This window comes from Amycolatopsis sp. VS8301801F10, assembly GCF_046195355.1.
Taxonomy (GTDB): Bacteria; Actinomycetota; Actinomycetes; order Mycobacteriales; family Pseudonocardiaceae; genus Amycolatopsis.
Genome location: NZ_CP176065.1, coordinates 8,422,054 through 8,436,350, shown reverse-complemented (window position 1 = coordinate 8,436,350; position 14,297 = coordinate 8,422,054). Strand labels below are relative to the sequence as shown.

The window sequence follows — 14,297 nt, the reverse complement described above, 5'->3', positions numbered from 1 at the left end:
ACCGGCCACACACGCGACTGGGAATAATGAAGTCCGGACTCTCGCCGGAAGAAAGGTGGTCGAAGTGGGGATCTTCGACTCGTTGCGCCGCCGCGGAAGACGCGGCCCGGCCGCCGGAGCAGGACGCTCCGGAGGCTCGGGCGACACCCGCTACCTGGAGGAATGGGCCGCCGCGCGCCGCGGGGTGGAGGCTTTTGTCGAGCCGAAAACCACGGTGACTGACACCACTGTGGTGCTCGTCGCGCACGACGGCGAATGGACCCGCCGCCGGATCGGGAGTCTCGATGCCGCGCAGCGGTTCGGGAGGAAGCACACGATTCCGGTGTACGAGGTCGCGCGGGTGGGTTATCCGAAGCGGATGCGGGAGTACACCGAGCGGCGGAAGCGGCGGGCGGGTGGGTGAGTTGGTGCTCGGCTCGTCGCCCTGGCGGGCGACATTGCCGGTTAGTGGTTGCGTGGGGCACCCCGAAGCCCGATTGTGCTGACGGGCGGTGGGTGCTTGTCAAGGCGGGAAAGATGCCTTGACAAGCACCCCCGAACCGCAGGGAGGCTTCGTATCGGGGTGCGGGGGAGGGGCTGGGTGCCACGCTGTTTGGGTGCAGCGGCGGCGGTTTTAGGGCTTGGTGCCTCGTTCGTTGGGTGCGGCGGTGCGGTTTTAGGGCTGGTGCCTCGTTCGCTGGGTGCGGCGGTTGCGGTTGGGGGCTGGGTTTTTGTGCATCGGCGGCGATTTTTGGGCTTGGGAAATCGTGCGGGGAGCCCTGAGGGCGTGAGGGTTGTCCGCACGGATTGCAGCGGGTGGGCGGGTCAGGCGCTTGCTTCCAGCAGGCGGTGGTGGTGTTCCAGCAGTGCGCGGAACGAATCGTGTGCGGTGCTGCCGTAGGTGAGGTCCACTTCGACCGTTCGCCAGCTGTCGCCGGTGTGGGTGAGCAGGATCGTGGCGGGGTCGGAGACGATCACGACTGTTCCGTCCGCGCGCAGTTCGCGGGCGGGCAGCAGGCGGGGGAAGACCACATCCGCGGGTAAGCCGTTCGCTAGCGACAGGAATTCTCGGTAGTCGTCGGGCAGGTGGAAGCCGAGGCGTTGTTCGGCGGCGGCGAGGTCGGCGGGCGATGCCGGGGCGGGGGCTCGTTGGCCGCGGAGCCGGAGGATCGACTCGATCAGTTCCGGCAGGCTGGCCGGGCCGGTCGGATAGCGTTCGCGCAGGGCGGCGATCAGTGCGCCCGCGCAGTGGTCCGGCCATTCCGGGCCGAGGCCGAGCGGGTCCGCGCCGTCGACCAGTCGGGCGGCGAGCGGGCGGGTGGCGGCGAGTGTCGCGACGTCCGGGTTGGGGTGGTTTTCTACGAGTGCGGCCCACGCGTCAAGGTCGGCGGCGGCGAGTGCGTCGCGCACTGGGTCGGGCCGCTTCGGCGCGATCGCGGAGACCACGCCTGCGACTGGAGAGCCGTCGAAAAGACCGTCCAAATCGGACGATCGGCGGGCGAGGAAAGCTTGGTGGGCTTGTTCTTCCGCGTCTAGGTCGAGCGGGACTAGTGCGTCTGCCCATTGTGGACGGTTGCCGCGAGCCTCGAAAAGCATCGCCCAGGCGCGGGCGCGCACCGCGTCGTCGGCGAGTACGGACGTCGGGCGTCCGGTCACCGCGTGCCATTGCGTGGCAAGGCGATCCGCGGCGGTGAACGCGCCCGCGGTCGCGAGAAGGAGTGCGGCGTGCCCGATCCGGCGGTCAGCGGCGGCCTCGTCGGCGGTGAGCACCTCGCGGACGGCGGTTTCGAGGTAGTCGTCGCGCTGCATGAGCGCGAGCGTGCCACAACGCCGGAGGCCCCGCACCGAGCGCGGTGCGGGGCCTCCGGTCTAGTGCGTGAATCAGCCCTGGCCGGCGATGTCCGCCAGGACCGCGGCGATGGTGCGGACCGGGACGCCGGTGCCGCCCTTGCCGGTGTAGCCCCACGGGGCGCCGGAGTTGAAGGCCGGGCCCGCGACGTCCAGGTGCACCCACGGCAAGTCCGCGGGCACGAACTCGCGCAGGAACACGCCCGCGACGAGCATGCCCGCCCAGCGCTGGCCGGTGACGTTCGCGATGTCCGCGAGCCGCGAGTCGAGGTCGCCGCGCAGTTCGTCGGGCAGCGGCATCGCCCAGCCGCCCTCGCCGGTGGCCTGCATGATGCCCGCGACGCGGTCGCGGAACTCGTCCGAGCCCATCACGCCGGAGATCCGGTTGCCCAGCGCGACGACCTGCGCGCCGGTCAGCGTGGCGGTCTCGATCAGGTAGTCCGGGTTCTCCTCGGCCGCGCGCACGATCGCGTCGGCCAGCACGAGCCTGCCCTCGGCGTCGGTGTTGAGCACCTCGACGGTCTTGCCGCCGTACATGGTCAGCACGTCGCCGGGGCGGTAGGAGGTGCCCGAGGGCAGGTTCTCCGCCAGCGGGATGTGCGCGGTGACCTCGAGCGGGTACTTCAGCTTCGCGGCCAGCACGACCGACGCGAGCACGGCGGCCGCGCCCGACATGTCGGAGGTCATGTGGTCCATGTTCGCGGCGGGCTTGAGCGAGATGCCGCCCGAGTCGAACGTGATGCCCTTGCCGACCAGCGCGACCTTCTTGCGCGCCTTCGCCGGCTTCCAGCTGACCCGCAGCAGGCGCGGCGGCCGCGACGAACCGCCGCCGACGCCGAGGATGCCGCCGAAGCCCTTGCGCTTGAGGGCCTTCTCGTCGAGCACCTCGAACTCGAGGCCGTTCGCGTCGGCGAGCTTCTTGGCGCGGTCGGCGAAGGACGCCGGGAACAGGTCGTTCGGCGGGGTGTTGATCAGGTCGCGGGCGATGAGCACCGACTCGGCGATGAACCCGGCCGCCTTCAGCGTGGCCTTGTGCTCGCGCGCGGTGCCCTCGGCCGGGCTGACCAGGTCGGCCTTCGCCAGCGGGCCGTCGCCCTTCTCCGAGCGGTACTCGGTGAAGACGTACGCGCCGAGCGCGATGCCCTCGGTGGCGGCGTGCAGGTCCACGGCCGAGAGCGTGACGAACGCCCGCTCGGTGCCGCTCAGCGCACGGGCCGCGGCACCGGCCGCGCGGCGCACCTGCTCCGGGGTGATCGCCCCGTCCTTCGGCTTGCCGAGGCCGACCGCCAGCACGACGCCCGCGGGCAGCTTGCCCAGCGTCGGCAGCTTCACGACCTCCTCGGCCTTGCCGGTCGCGCCGAGCGTGCCCAGCACCTCGGCGAGCTTGCCGTCGAACGCCGCGTCGGCCACCTCCGCGCCGGCGGCCAGCTCGAGGCCGTCCTCGCCCTGCAGGGTGCCGATCACGACGACGTCGGCGCGGGTCTTGCCCAATGCCGCATCCGTGTTCTCGGAGAGGGCAAGCTTCGGCACGGTCACTTCTGGCTCCTCGCGACGTCGCGGTGGCGCCGGGCGATCTGCCCGGTCGATCGTGAGCCATGCTAATGACAAAGCCATCCGGACGGGGGAAGGGGGATCGAGGTGCGGCTCGCGGGAGCACTCCTGGTGACGCTGGCGGCGGGGGCCGCCGGGGCCGGGTTTTGGGTGCTCGCAGGGGTTGTGCTCGCCGCGCTGGCCGCGATCGGCGGTTCCCGGCTGCCCGCGCTCGCCGACGATCCGGGTGGCCGGATCGTCGGCGGATTATCCCGGCTGGCGCAGGTCGTCGTGCTCGCGCAGGCATTCGGCGCGTACGTGTTCCCGCTGCAGCCCGGCTACGCCGCCGCGGCGCTGGTCGTCTTCGTCGCCGCTGCGGACTTCGCGGGGCTGCGCCTGCCGAACCTGCTGGTCAAGTGGATTCTCGGCGTGCTGCTGGCCGCCGCGGCGGTCCTCGTGGCGATGTGCCTGGCGGTCGATCCGGTGTCGCCTGCGGGCGGAATCGGGACGCCGGACGTCGCCGGGATCGTCGTCGCGGCGTTGTTCCTGCTGCCGTTCCTAGTTCCGGAACCGGGGGAGCGCGGCGCCGGACGCGCACTCGTCCTGGGTCTTGTCGCGGTCGTGGTCACGGCGGTGACGCTGCTGCAGCTGGGTCCGGTCCGGCTCGGGTTGTCCGGGACGGCGATGCGGGATCTGCTCTCCGCCGCGGACGCCGGACAGCTCCAGCCGTTGCTCACGGTGATCGCAGTCCTGGCGACTCTCCCCGCGGCATTCACGACTTTCGTCGGTGCGCGACAGCGGTTTGCGCCGTCCGGCGGGGCTCTCGGCGCGGCGGGCGCACTGCTGGCAGCGGCCGCCGCGGCGTTCGTCCCGCTGTCGACGGTGCTGCTCGCGGCCGGGCTCAGCGCAGTTGCGGAACTGCTGCTGCGGATGCGGGTTCGTCGCTACCGTGGCGTCCATGACTGAGCACCGCTGGGCGCCGGGACAGACAGTCGTCGAACGTTTCGTCCGCCCGGACGGCAGCATCGGCCAGCACCATCCGCTGCGGGTGGTCGCCGACGACGGCGAGACGCTGCTCGGCTGGCTCCCGCTCGGCACGCCGATCGTCGGCAGCAGGCTCGCGGACGGCCGGTCGCTGCGGGAAGCGCCGCTGGAACACCGGTTCCGCGAGCCGCGCGTGCGGGTGCGAGACATCTGGCACGGCACGTCGACGCTGCGGCTGATTCCCGACCGCGCCTGGTCGTCGGTGTGGTGGTTTTTCGAGGCGGACGGCCGGTTCCGCGACTGGTACGTGAACCTCGAGCTGCCGCGCGGGCGCACCGCGACCGGCCCGGACCGGATCGACGGGATCCTCGACCTGGTCGTGACGCCGGGCGCGGGCTGGAAGTGGAAGGACGAGGACGAAGCGGAGGCGGCCGTCGAGGCGGGGCGGCTGACCGCGGCCGAACTCGGGAAGCTGCGCGCCGAGGGCGAACGGCTGGGCGCGCTGGCCGAGCGGGGCGCGTTCCCGTTCGACGGCACGCACACGGACTTCCGGCCGGACCCGGACTGGCCCGCTCCGGAGCTGCCCGCCGGGTTGTGCTGACCTACTGGGCCAGCAGGACGAGCCCGATGAACAGCACGATGTTGACGACGAGCAGGATCACGACCGATTTGGTCGGCACGTCCTTCGCGATCACCTTGCCGTGCAGGTTCTTCCACCAGTAGATGCCGAACCCGGCGACGACCAGGCCGAGGAAGAAGCCGAACCCGCTCGACAGCAGGCCCCAGCCGACCATTCCGAGCAGCCCCGCGCCGAAGGTCAGCAGGGCGGCGGTGCCGAAGGTCTTGACGTCCGGCCCGGCTCCGGGCCCGGCTTGGCGTGCTGGTTGAGTGCTCACGGCCGCCATCGTAGTGGGGTGACGCTGCGAGCGGGGGCCGGTGCAGCGAGTAAAACCACAGGACTTCCGACTAACGTGCTTCCGACCAAGCGCTATCGTCTATGCATGACCACAGCGACGCAGTTCACCCACGTTCCGAACCCGAGCCCCGCGAGTCCTGAACGCGTCGCCGAGGTACTTGCCAAGCCGGGGTTCGGCACGTACTTCACCGACCACATGGTGACCGTGCGGTACAGCACCGAAAAGGGCTGGCACGACGCCAAGGTCGGGCCGTACGAACCGTTCACCCTCGACCCGGCCACGTCCGTGCTGCACTACGGGCAGGCCATCTTCGAGGGCCTCAAGGCCTACCGGCAGCCGGACGGCTCGATCGCCGCGTTCCGGCCGGACGCCAACGCGGAGCGGTTCCGCGACTCCGCCGATCGGCTGGCGATGCCGAAGCTGCCGGTGGAGACCTTCATCGACGCGCTGCGCGAGCTGATCGCGGTGGACGAGCGCTGGGTGCCGACCCGCGAGGGCGATTCCCTGTACCTGCGCCCGTTCATGATCTCCACCTCGGCCGGCCTCGGCGTGAACAGCCCGGCCGACGAGTACGTCTTCGCGGTGATCGCCTCGCCGGCCGGCTCGTACTTCAGCGGCGGCGTGAAGCCGGTCAGCGTGTGGCTGTCGACCGAGTACGTGCGCGCGGCCCCCGGCGGCACCGGCGCGGCGAAGTGCGCGGGCAACTACGCGGCGTCCTTCGTGGCGCAGGCGCAGGCCGTCGAGAAGGGCTGCGACCAGGTGGTGTGGCTGGACGCGGTCGAACGCCGCTGGGTCGAGGAGATGGGCGGGATGAACCTGTTCTTCGTCTTCGGCTCGGGCGACGACGTCCGCGTGGTGACGCCGGAGCTGACCGGTTCGCTGCTGCCGGGCGTCACCCGGAAGTCGTTGCTGCAGCTGGCGAAGGACGCCGGGCACAAGGTCGAGGAACGCCGGATCTCCACCGACGAATGGGAGAAGGCGGCCGCCTCGGGCGAGCTGACCGAGGTCTTCGCGTGCGGCACCGCGGCGGTCATCACGCCGGTCGGCCACGTGAAGCACGGAGGCGGCGAGTTCTCGATCTCGGGCGGCCGCCCGGGCCCGGTCACCATGGCGCTGCGGGAGCAGCTGGTCGGGATCCAGGAAGGCACCCGCCCGGCTCCTGCGGGGTGGATGGTTCCGCTCAGCTGACGTTTCAGCTCTCCGTGAGGGGAGCCCGGAGGGAATCTGCTTCCCTCCGGGCTCCCCTCACGGCTTTCAGGACGAGAGCGGCCCGGAAACCCCGGATTGCTCGTGGGTGGTCATCTCGGCGAGCACCCGCGCGGCCATCATCAGCAGCGGGAGCGCGGTGACCGCTCCGGTGCCTTCGCCGAGGCGGACGTCGAGGTCGAGCAGGGCTCCGAGGTCCAGGTGTTCCAGCGCGAGCGCGTGCGCGGGTTCGCCGGTGAGCTGTCCGGACATCCACCAGCGCCGCGCGCCCGGTGCGAGTTCCTCGGCGACGAGCGCGGCGGAGCAGACCACCAGCCCGTCCAGGACCACCGGCGTTCGGCGGACCGCCGCCTGCGCGAGGAAGCCCGTCATCGCGGCGATGTCGGCCCCCGAGGACGTCCGCAGCAGGGCCAGCGGGTCGGCCAGCACCGCGCGGGCCCGGCGCAGTGCGTCGCGGACCGCGGCGGCCTTGCGCATCCAAGTGTTGTCGTCGATGCCCGAGCCGCGGCCCACCACGGCGACCGGTTCGCTTCCGGTCAGTGCCGCGACCAGCACCGATGCCGGGGTGCTGTTGCCGATTCCCAGGTCGCCCGCGATCAGCAGGTCCGCGCCGCCGTCCACCTCGGCGTCGGCGATCTTCCGGCCGGCGTCGACCGCGGCGCGCACCTCGGCGTCGGTGAGCGCGTCCTCGACGTCGATCGAACCCGAACCGCGGCGCACCTTGAACTCGCCGATCGACCGCATCGCCGATTCCTCGGTGTCCACGGCCATGTCGACCACGCGCACGCCCGCGCCCGCCGCCGCGGCGAGCACGTTGATCGCCGCGCCGCCGGTCAGCATGGTTCCGACGAGCTGCGACGTGACTTCCTGCGGATACGCCGAGACGCCCTTCTTAGCGATGCCGTGATCCCCGGCGAACACGACGACCCGCGGCCGGGTGAACGGCCGCGGCGGGGCCTGACCCTGGCACGAGGCGATCCAGACGCCCAGCTCTTCCAGCCTGCCGAGCGAGCCCGCGGGTTTGACGAGCTTGTCGTGCAGCGCGATCGCGCCCGACCGGGCCTGGTCGCTCGGCGGTTCGATCTCGCCGAACTCGATGCCCGTTTCGCCGGTGTCCACAGCCAGGTTTCCTTTCGCCGCTGGGCGTCCCGGCGCCCAACCTACCGCCGCCCGGACCGGGCCCTTAGGGTCGGTCGGCGTGCGGGAATCGACGGCGGCCGGGGTCGTGCTGGCCAGTGGTGCGGGGACCCGGGTCGGGGCCGCGCTCAACAAGGTGTACCTGCCGGTCGCGGGCAGGCGCGTGGTGGCGTGGTCGCTGGACGCGTTCGCCGCCGTGCCCGGGATCGGCGTGCTGGTGCTGGTGATCCGGCCCGAGGACGCGCCGCTGGCCGAAGAGGTGCTGGCCGGGATGAGCGTCCCGGTGGAGATCGTGCCCGGCGGCCCCACGCGGCAGGCTTCCGAACTGAACGCGCTGCGCCGCCTCGCGCCGCGAATCGCCGACGGGACAGTGGATTCCGTGCTGCTGCACGACGGGGCCCGCCCGCTGGTGAAGCCGGAGCTGATCTCCGCGGTCCTGGAACGGACCCGGGAAGACGGGGGAGCGGTGCCGGGCCTGGCCGCGGACGACGTGGTTTCGATGGCCGGACCGGACCGGGTGGCGGGACCGCTGCCGGGCGCGATCCGGGTGCAGACCCCGCAGGGCTTCCGGGCGGAACCGCTGCTCGCGGCGTACGAACAGGCTGCCGCGGAAGGATTTCTCGGCACCGACACGGCTTCGTGCATGGAGCGGTTCTCCGCGCTGCCGGTGCGCTGGGTGCCCGGCAGCGCGGAGAACGTGAAGATCACCTATCCGCACGACCTCGCGGTGGCGGAGCGGTTCTTGCGGCGGTGATCAGGGGGAAACGGTCAACGCCGGGTCGGTGACCACGACGTCGCCCAGCGCCTCGTCGATCGCCTTGAGCAGCTCCGGCTCCAGCTTGACGCCGGCCGCCTTGACGTTGTCCTGCACCTGCTCCGGCCGCGAGGCCCCGATGATCGCCGACGCCACGTTCGGGTTCTGCAGCACCCACGCGATGGCCAGCTGAGCCATCGACAGCCCGGCGTCGGCAGCCAGCGGCTCCAGCTTCGCGACCGCGGTCAGGGTCTTCTCGTCGAGGAACCGCTTCACCATGTTCGCGCCGCCGTTCTCGTCGGTCGCGCGCGAACCGGCGGGCAGCGGCTGGCCCACCTTGTACTTGCCGGTCAGCACGCCCTGTGCCACCGGCGACCAGACGATCTGGCTCAGGCCCTCGCGCTCGGAAGCGGGCACGACCTGGGACTCGATGACGCGCCACAGCATCGAGTACTGCGGCTGGTTCGACACGAACGGGATCTTCAGCTCGCGGGCGAGCGCCGCGCCGCGGGAGATCTGCTCGGCGTTCCACTCCGAGACGCCGATGTAGAGCGCCTTGCCCTGGCGGACCAGGTCGGCGAACGCCTGCATCGTCTCCTCCAGCGGCACCGTCCGGTCGAACCGGTGCGCCTGGTAGAGGTCGACGTAGTCGGTGCCGAGCCGCTTGAGCGACGCGTTGGCCGACTCGATGATGTGCTTGCGCGAGAGGCCCTTGTCGTTCGGGCCCTTCGGACCGGTCGGCCAGAAGACCTTGGTGAAGATCTCCAGGCTCTCCCGGCGCTGGCCCTTGAGCCCGCGCCCGAGCACCGACTCCGCCGCGGTGTTGGCGTAGACGTCAGCCGTGTCGAAGGTCGTGATCCCCGCGTCGAGCGCCGCCTTGATGCAGGCCTGCGCCTGGTCCTCCTCGACCTGGGACCCGTGGGTCAGCCAGTTGCCGTAGGAGATCTCACTGATGTTGAGGCCGCTGCGGCCGAGACGTCGAAACTCCATGCCGACAGCGTAAACGTTTCGTTCGCGAGGCTAACGACCTGTGTGCCGCACGGCTCAGTTCGGGATCGGGTCGCCCGGCTTCAGCCGCGGCTTCGGGACCCGCAGCTTGCGGATCTGGCTCGCCCGGACGAAGGCGTACCAGCCGATGCCGCGGAACGCGGTGGCCGGCTCCTTCGGGAAGCGGGCGCGGGCCAGCTTCGAGATCTTGCGGCCGTTCACGACGCCCTCGATGGCCATGACCAGCAGCATCGCCATGCAGACCAGCGTGACGTACTGCTGCACCGCCACCGCCGCCGCGGGCACCAGCAGGGTGAGGAACACCAGGATCGCCAGCGGCATGAACAGCCCGAGGAGGTTGCGCCGGGAGTCGACCAGGTCGCGCACGTACGCCTTGACCGGGCCCTTGTCGCGCGGCGGCAGGTACTTGTCGTCGCCCGACATCATCCGCTCGCGGCGCTGCCGGGCGGCCTCCCGGCGCTCTTCCTTGCTGACCGGGTTGGCCTTGCGCAGTTCCTTGTTGCGCTTCATCGCCTCGCGCATCGAGGTGGGCGGCGGCGCGACCGGGCCGCGCTTGCGTCCCTCGGCCTCGCGCCGCTTCGGCGTCGCCTTGCCCTTCCCCGGCGTGTACGCCTTGCTGGCGACCGGGGATTCGACAGTGGCGGCCTCGGCCGCGGACTCGTCGGCGGCGGGGTCAGTGGTGCTTCGGCGCAGGAACCTCACCTCACCAGGGTATTGCAGGCGTCACGGCTTTGTTCACCAGGTCGTTCCATATGCGACGATGGAGGGGAACAGATCGGGCGAGTCCCGTGTTGTGCCTAGGACACGAGATGTACCCGCAGCGAGTTCGACCAAAGAGGGAGTGCCATGACGACCGCTGAGCAGACCGGTGCGGCTGCGGCCGAGACCGCCGAGGAGACCCACGGCGTGACGTTGACCGACGCCGCGGCCGCCAAGGCGAAGGCGCTGCTCGAACAGGAGGGCCGCGACGACATGCACCTGCGCATCGCCGTCCAGCCCGGCGGCTGCGCTGGCCTGCGCTACCAGCTGTTCTTCGACGAGCGCACGCTCGACGGCGACCTGTTCCGCGACTTCGACGGCCTGCGCGTCGCGGTCGACCGGATGAGCGCGCCGTACGTGTCCGAGGCCGTGATCGACTTCGTCGACACCATCGAGAAGCAGGGCTTCACGATCGACAACCCGAACGCCACGGGTTCCTGCGCCTGCGGCGACAGCTTCCACTGAGCCCAGAGCCACGAAAACGGGCCCTCGCGCGAGTGCGCGAGGGCCCGTTTCGGTGTTCGGGGGCTCAGACGTACGCGTCGAGATCGGCGACCTGCGCGTGGCAGGCGTCGTCGACCGCCCACGGCCGAGCGGCCCGCGGGAGCTGGTCCTGCTCGGAGGGCTGCTCGGGCCGCAGCGTGGACGGGAGATGGGCGCAGTCGGCGATCAGGTCGCCGATGGTTTCCGGTTCGGTCGCGAGGTTCACGAACCTCACGCTATTCAGCCGGACTTGAACGGAAAACGAGTACCGGCCGGTAGTGTCGGAAGGTGGCGCGAAAACTACCCGGAAGGGTCATGACCAGCGGGTAACTTGCGTCAGGGCGCGAAAACGACAGTTCATCCACCCCGTGAGGAGAACCGGTGGCAGACAAGCCCAGGATCGCCGTGTCCGGCAGCATCGCGACGGACCATCTGATGCACTTCCCGGGGAGGTTCGCCGAGCAGCTCGTCGCCGAGCAGCTGCACCGGGTGTCGTTGAGCTTCCTCGCCGACGACCTCGTCGTGCGCCGCGGCGGCATCGGCGCGAACATCGCGTTCGGCCTCGGCGTGCTCGGCGTGCGGCCGGTGCTGGTCGGGGCCGTGGGCCAGGACTGGGCGGACTACCAGTCGTGGCTGCAGCGGCACGGCGTCGACACCTCGGGCGTGCTGGTGTCCGAGGTCGCGCACACCGCGCGCTTCGTGTGCACCACCGACGAGGACATGTGCCAGATCGCGACGTTCTACGCGGGCGCGATGGCCGAATCCCGCAACATCGAGCTGGGGCCGATCTCCGACCGCGTCGGCGGGCTCGGGCTGGTGCTGATCAGCCCGGACGACCCGGAGGGGATGGTCCGGCACGCGCAGGAGTGCCGGCAGCGGGGGTACACGTTCGCGGTCGACCCGTCGCAGCAGCTGGCGCGGATGGACGGGGCGCAGGTGCGGTCGTTCGTCGAGGGGGCCAAGTACCTGTTCAGCAACGACTACGAGTGGGAGTTGCTGCTGCAGAAGACCGGCTGGTCCGAGGCCGATGTGCTGGAGCGGGTCGGGCTGCGGATCACCACGCTCGGGGAGAAGGGCGTGGAGATCGTCGGGCGGGACGGGACCGCGCTGCAGATCGGGGCGGTGCAGGAGCGCGGGAAGGCTGATCCCACCGGGGTGGGGGACGGGTTCCGGGCCGGGTTCCTCGCCGCGATCGACGGCGGGCTGAGCTTGGAGCGGGCCGCGCAGTTGGGGTGTTTGATCGCGGTGCTGGTTTTGGAGACTGTGGGGACGCAGGAGTGGACTTTGGAGCGCGAGGAGGCGCTGGGGCGGTTGGGGGAGGCGTTTGGGCCGGAGGCTGCTGAGGAGATTGCTTCGGTTTTGCCTGGGTGAGGTTTGAGGCGGGCGGCTCGTCGCCTGGCGGCGACATTGCGCCTCGTTGGTTGCGTGGGGCACCCCGAAGCCCGATTGTGCTGACGGTCGGTGGGTGCTTGTCAAGGCGGGAAAGATGCCTTGACAAGCACCCACCGACCGCAGGGAGGCTTCGTATCGGGGTGCGGGGGAGGGGCTGGGTGCCTCGCTCGTAGGTGCGCTGGTGCGGCTTTTTTGGTGTGTGGGAACCCAAGGGAAACTGATTCCCTAGGGTTTCCTCCTGTCTTGTTAGAGCTTGACTGGGTAGGTCGGTTCTGGGATTTCCGGCTTGATGCGGTGTTCCACGAAGATGCCGTGCCACAGCATGAAGACCAGCAGTGCCCAGAGTTGGCGGCTGCGGTCCAGCTGGCCTTCCTTGTGTTCGTCCAGCAGGCGCAGCACCGCGTTTTTGTCCAGCAGCTCGTCGGTCTTCGAGTCGCTGATGATGCCTCGGGCCCAGTCGTACATCTCGTTGCGCAGCCACAGGCGGATCGGGACCGGGAAGCCCAGTTTCTTCCGGTTCAGCACGTGGCCGGGGATGATTTTCGCCAGGGCCTGGCGCAGCGCGTACTTCGTGGTGCCGTGGGCGAGTTTCTGGTCCAGCGGGATCGAGGCGGCGACCTTGAACACCTCGGCGTCCAGGAACGGCACCCGCAGTTCCAGCGAGTTCGCCATGGTCACTTTGTCCGCCTTGACCAGGATGTCGCCGCGCAGCCAGGTGTACAGGTCCACGTGCTGCATGCGGGCCACCGGGTCCCAGCCGCGGGACACGTCGTACCAGGGGGCCGTCACGTCCTTGAAGCCGACGCCTTCCTGGTACGTCCGCAGGACCGCGCGCAGCTGCTCGTCGCGGAAGTTGCGGGCGTTGCCGTAATAACGGTCTTCCAGCGGGAGCGCGCCGCGGCGCAGCAGGTCCTTGCCTCGGGTGCCTTCCGGGATTTTCGTGGACACCTTGCCCAGCAGCTTGCGCACGCCGCCGGGGATTTTCTCGAACGGGGCCAGCGAGATCGGCTCGCCGTAGATCGTGTAGCCGCCGAAGAGTTCGTCCGCGCCTTCGCCGGACAGCACCGCCTTCACGTGCTTGCGGGCCTCGCGCGCGATGAACCACAGCGGGACCAGCGCCGGGTCGGCCACCGGGTCGTCCAGGTACCAGACGATGAGCGGCAGCGCCTCCATCATCTCGTCCGCCGACACCGTGCGGACCACGTGCTTCACGCCGATCGCCGCGGCCGACTCGGCGGCGACGTCCACCTCGGAGTAGCCCTCGCGCTCGAATCCGGTGGTGAACGCGATGAGGTTCGGGTTGTGCTCCTTGGCGAGCGTCGCGGTCGCGGTGGAGTCGATGCCGCCGGAGAGGAACGCGCCGACCGTCACGTCCGGGTCCGAGATCATGTGCTTGCCGACCGAGTCGCGCATCACGTCGGCGATGCGCTCGTACAGCGCCTCGGCCTCGGCGGGGCCGTTCACCGGCTTCGCCGCGAACTTCGGGTGGAAGTAGCGGGTGAACTCCGGCTTCCCGCCTGGCGAGAGCCGGAACGAGGTGCCGGACTCGACGCGGCGGATCGCGGTGTGCAGCGACTCCGGCTCCGGCACGTACTGCAGGACCAGGTAGTGCTGCAGGGCCGTGCGGTCCAGCTCCTGCGCGACGCCGAGCGTGTCCGACAGCTCCAGCAGGCTCTTCTTCTCGCTGGAGAACGCGGTGCCCTTCGGGCCGGTGCTGTAGTAGAGCGGTTTGATCCCGAACGGGTCGCGCGCGCCGAAAACGACCTTTTCCGCCGAATCCCAGATCAGGAACGCGAACATGCCGCGCAGCTTTTCGACCGCTTTGTCCCCGAGGTAGTGATAAGCCGCGACGATCGCCTCGCCGTCGCCCTCAGTGGCGAATTTCGCACCGAATTTTTCGGCAAGCTCGTCGCGCAGCTCGCGGTAGTTGTAGATCTCGCCGTTGAAGTTCAGCGTGTACCGGCCGGGAGCCTCGGCCGGGCCCCACACGAGCGGCTGGTGCGCGTGGTCGACGTCGATGAAGGCGAGCCGGTTGAAGCCGTACACGACCTCGGCGTCGGCCCAGGTGTCCTGCTCGTCAGGGCCGCGGTGGCGCTGGCAGCGCATCGCCGCGCCGACGCTGCCGCGGGCGTCCGCGGCGTCGTTTTCGGTCGCGCAGATCAGTCCAAGCAGGCCGCACACGTGTACTCACACACCTCAGGGTCGGGCCGGTCCGGGGAAGGGCCCAGTATGCCGGTGCCGGACCCGCCGCCCGGAAAGCGGGTGACGCGTGGCGCAACTGGTTACCCCTTGGTCAGCGC

The 14,297-nt window shown here is 70.3% G+C and carries 15 protein-coding genes; 7 read left to right on the top strand and 8 right to left on the bottom strand.

Translation table 11 applies throughout. The features are described from left to right. Nucleotides 1-55: 55 nt before the first annotated feature. Nucleotides 56-403 (top strand): oxidoreductase, encoded by a 348-nt coding sequence (locus F9C11_RS38645; RefSeq protein ID WP_409182284.1) that lies wholly within the window; start codon nucleotides 56-58, stop codon nucleotides 401-403. A gap of 401 nt (nucleotides 404-804) precedes the next feature. Here the strand turns inward: F9C11_RS38645 and F9C11_RS38640 are convergent, their stop codons facing one another. Next, nucleotides 805-1,788, bottom strand: a complete 984-nt coding sequence (locus tag F9C11_RS38640; protein ID WP_409182283.1) for an SMI1/KNR4 family protein — start codon at nucleotides 1,786-1,788, stop codon at nucleotides 805-807. A gap of 72 nt (nucleotides 1,789-1,860) precedes the next feature. Next, a complete protein-coding gene (locus F9C11_RS38635) occupies nucleotides 1,861-3,363 on the bottom strand; it encodes a leucyl aminopeptidase (protein ID WP_409182282.1) in 1,503 nt (500 codons plus the stop codon). Between the two features lie 102 nt (nucleotides 3,364-3,465). Between F9C11_RS38635 and F9C11_RS38630 the strand changes: the two genes are divergently transcribed. Continuing rightward, a complete protein-coding gene (locus F9C11_RS38630) occupies nucleotides 3,466-4,323 on the top strand; it encodes a sulfatase (protein ID WP_409182281.1) in 858 nt (285 codons plus the stop codon). After that, nucleotides 4,316-4,942 (top strand): DUF402 domain-containing protein, encoded by a 627-nt coding sequence (locus F9C11_RS38625; protein ID WP_409182280.1) that lies wholly within the window; start codon nucleotides 4,316-4,318, stop codon nucleotides 4,940-4,942. Before F9C11_RS38630 ends, F9C11_RS38625 begins: the two co-directional genes overlap by 8 nt. A 1-nt stretch (nucleotide 4,943) precedes the next feature. On the opposite strand, the gene F9C11_RS38620 is transcribed toward F9C11_RS38625, so the two are convergent. Next, the gene (locus F9C11_RS38620) at nucleotides 4,944-5,246 is read right to left on the bottom strand and encodes a hypothetical protein (RefSeq protein ID WP_409182279.1); all 303 of its coding nucleotides are present in this window, start codon (nucleotides 5,244-5,246) and stop codon (nucleotides 4,944-4,946) included. 96 nt (nucleotides 5,247-5,342) lie between these two features. Here F9C11_RS38620 and F9C11_RS38615 point away from each other — a divergent pair, with 96 nt between their 5' ends. Continuing rightward, complete coding sequence (locus F9C11_RS38615) at nucleotides 5,343-6,446, top strand: branched-chain amino acid aminotransferase (RefSeq protein ID WP_409182278.1); 1,104 nt, start codon at nucleotides 5,343-5,345, stop codon at nucleotides 6,444-6,446. Between the two features lie 66 nt (nucleotides 6,447-6,512). Here the strand turns inward: F9C11_RS38615 and cobT are convergent, their stop codons facing one another. After that, nucleotides 6,513-7,583 carry a nicotinate-nucleotide--dimethylbenzimidazole phosphoribosyltransferase gene (gene cobT / locus F9C11_RS38610; protein ID WP_409182277.1) on the bottom strand — a complete coding sequence of 357 codons (1,071 nt, stop codon included), beginning with the start codon at nucleotides 7,581-7,583 and terminating at the stop codon, nucleotides 6,513-6,515. A 79-nt stretch (nucleotides 7,584-7,662) separates the two neighbouring features. Here cobT and F9C11_RS38605 point away from each other — a divergent pair, with 79 nt between their 5' ends. Further along, on the top strand, nucleotides 7,663-8,355 hold the full coding sequence (locus F9C11_RS38605) for a 2-C-methyl-D-erythritol 4-phosphate cytidylyltransferase (protein WP_409182276.1): 693 nt from the start codon (nucleotides 7,663-7,665) through the stop codon (nucleotides 8,353-8,355). Here the strand turns inward: F9C11_RS38605 and F9C11_RS38600 are convergent, their stop codons facing one another. Together F9C11_RS38600 and F9C11_RS38595 are read right to left on the bottom strand one after the other, a co-directional pair. Continuing rightward, the gene (locus F9C11_RS38600) at nucleotides 8,356-9,345 is read right to left on the bottom strand and encodes an aldo/keto reductase family protein (RefSeq protein WP_409182275.1); all 990 of its coding nucleotides are present in this window, start codon (nucleotides 9,343-9,345) and stop codon (nucleotides 8,356-8,358) included. Between the two features lie 54 nt (nucleotides 9,346-9,399). Further along, nucleotides 9,400-10,065 carry a DUF3043 domain-containing protein gene (locus tag F9C11_RS38595; protein ID WP_409182274.1) on the bottom strand — a complete coding sequence of 222 codons (666 nt, stop codon included), beginning with the start codon at nucleotides 10,063-10,065 and terminating at the stop codon, nucleotides 9,400-9,402. 144 nt (nucleotides 10,066-10,209) lie between these two features. Here F9C11_RS38595 and F9C11_RS38590 point away from each other — a divergent pair, with 144 nt between their 5' ends. Then, nucleotides 10,210-10,587, top strand: coding sequence for an iron-sulfur cluster assembly accessory protein (locus F9C11_RS38590; protein WP_009074796.1), 378 nt, complete (start codon nucleotides 10,210-10,212; stop codon nucleotides 10,585-10,587). Nucleotides 10,588-10,651: 64 nt separating this feature from the next. Here the strand turns inward: F9C11_RS38590 and F9C11_RS38585 are convergent, their stop codons facing one another. Beyond that, the gene (locus F9C11_RS38585; RefSeq protein ID WP_409182273.1) at nucleotides 10,652-10,831 is read right to left on the bottom strand and encodes a hypothetical protein; all 180 of its coding nucleotides are present in this window, start codon (nucleotides 10,829-10,831) and stop codon (nucleotides 10,652-10,654) included. Between the two features lie 155 nt (nucleotides 10,832-10,986). Here F9C11_RS38585 and F9C11_RS38580 point away from each other — a divergent pair, with 155 nt between their 5' ends. Beyond that, nucleotides 10,987-11,976, top strand: coding sequence for a carbohydrate kinase family protein (locus F9C11_RS38580; RefSeq protein ID WP_409182272.1), 990 nt, complete (start codon nucleotides 10,987-10,989; stop codon nucleotides 11,974-11,976). 267 nt (nucleotides 11,977-12,243) lie between these two features. Here the strand turns inward: F9C11_RS38580 and asnB are convergent, their stop codons facing one another. Further along, nucleotides 12,244-14,178 (bottom strand): asparagine synthase (glutamine-hydrolyzing), encoded by a 1,935-nt coding sequence (gene asnB / locus F9C11_RS38575; RefSeq protein WP_409182271.1) that lies wholly within the window; start codon nucleotides 14,176-14,178, stop codon nucleotides 12,244-12,246. Nucleotides 14,179-14,297 lie beyond the last annotated feature (119 nt).

Bases quoted from the DNA above. Each gene is read 5' to 3' on its own strand.
- F9C11_RS38615 (WP_409182278.1), top strand. From the start codon at position 5,343: ATGACCACAGCGACGCAGTTCACCCACGTTCCGAACCCGAGCCCCGCG.
- F9C11_RS38600 (WP_409182275.1), bottom strand. From the start codon at position 9,345: ATGGAGTTTCGACGTCTCGGCCGCAGCGGCCTCAACATCAGTGAGATC.
- F9C11_RS38640 (WP_409182283.1), bottom strand. From the start codon at position 1,788: ATGCAGCGCGACGACTACCTCGAAACCGCCGTCCGCGAGGTGCTCACC.
- F9C11_RS38590 (WP_009074796.1), top strand. From the start codon at position 10,210: ATGACGACCGCTGAGCAGACCGGTGCGGCTGCGGCCGAGACCGCCGAG.
- F9C11_RS38625 (WP_409182280.1), top strand. From the start codon at position 4,316: ATGACTGAGCACCGCTGGGCGCCGGGACAGACAGTCGTCGAACGTTTC.
- F9C11_RS38620 (WP_409182279.1), bottom strand. From the start codon at position 5,246: ATGGCGGCCGTGAGCACTCAACCAGCACGCCAAGCCGGGCCCGGAGCC.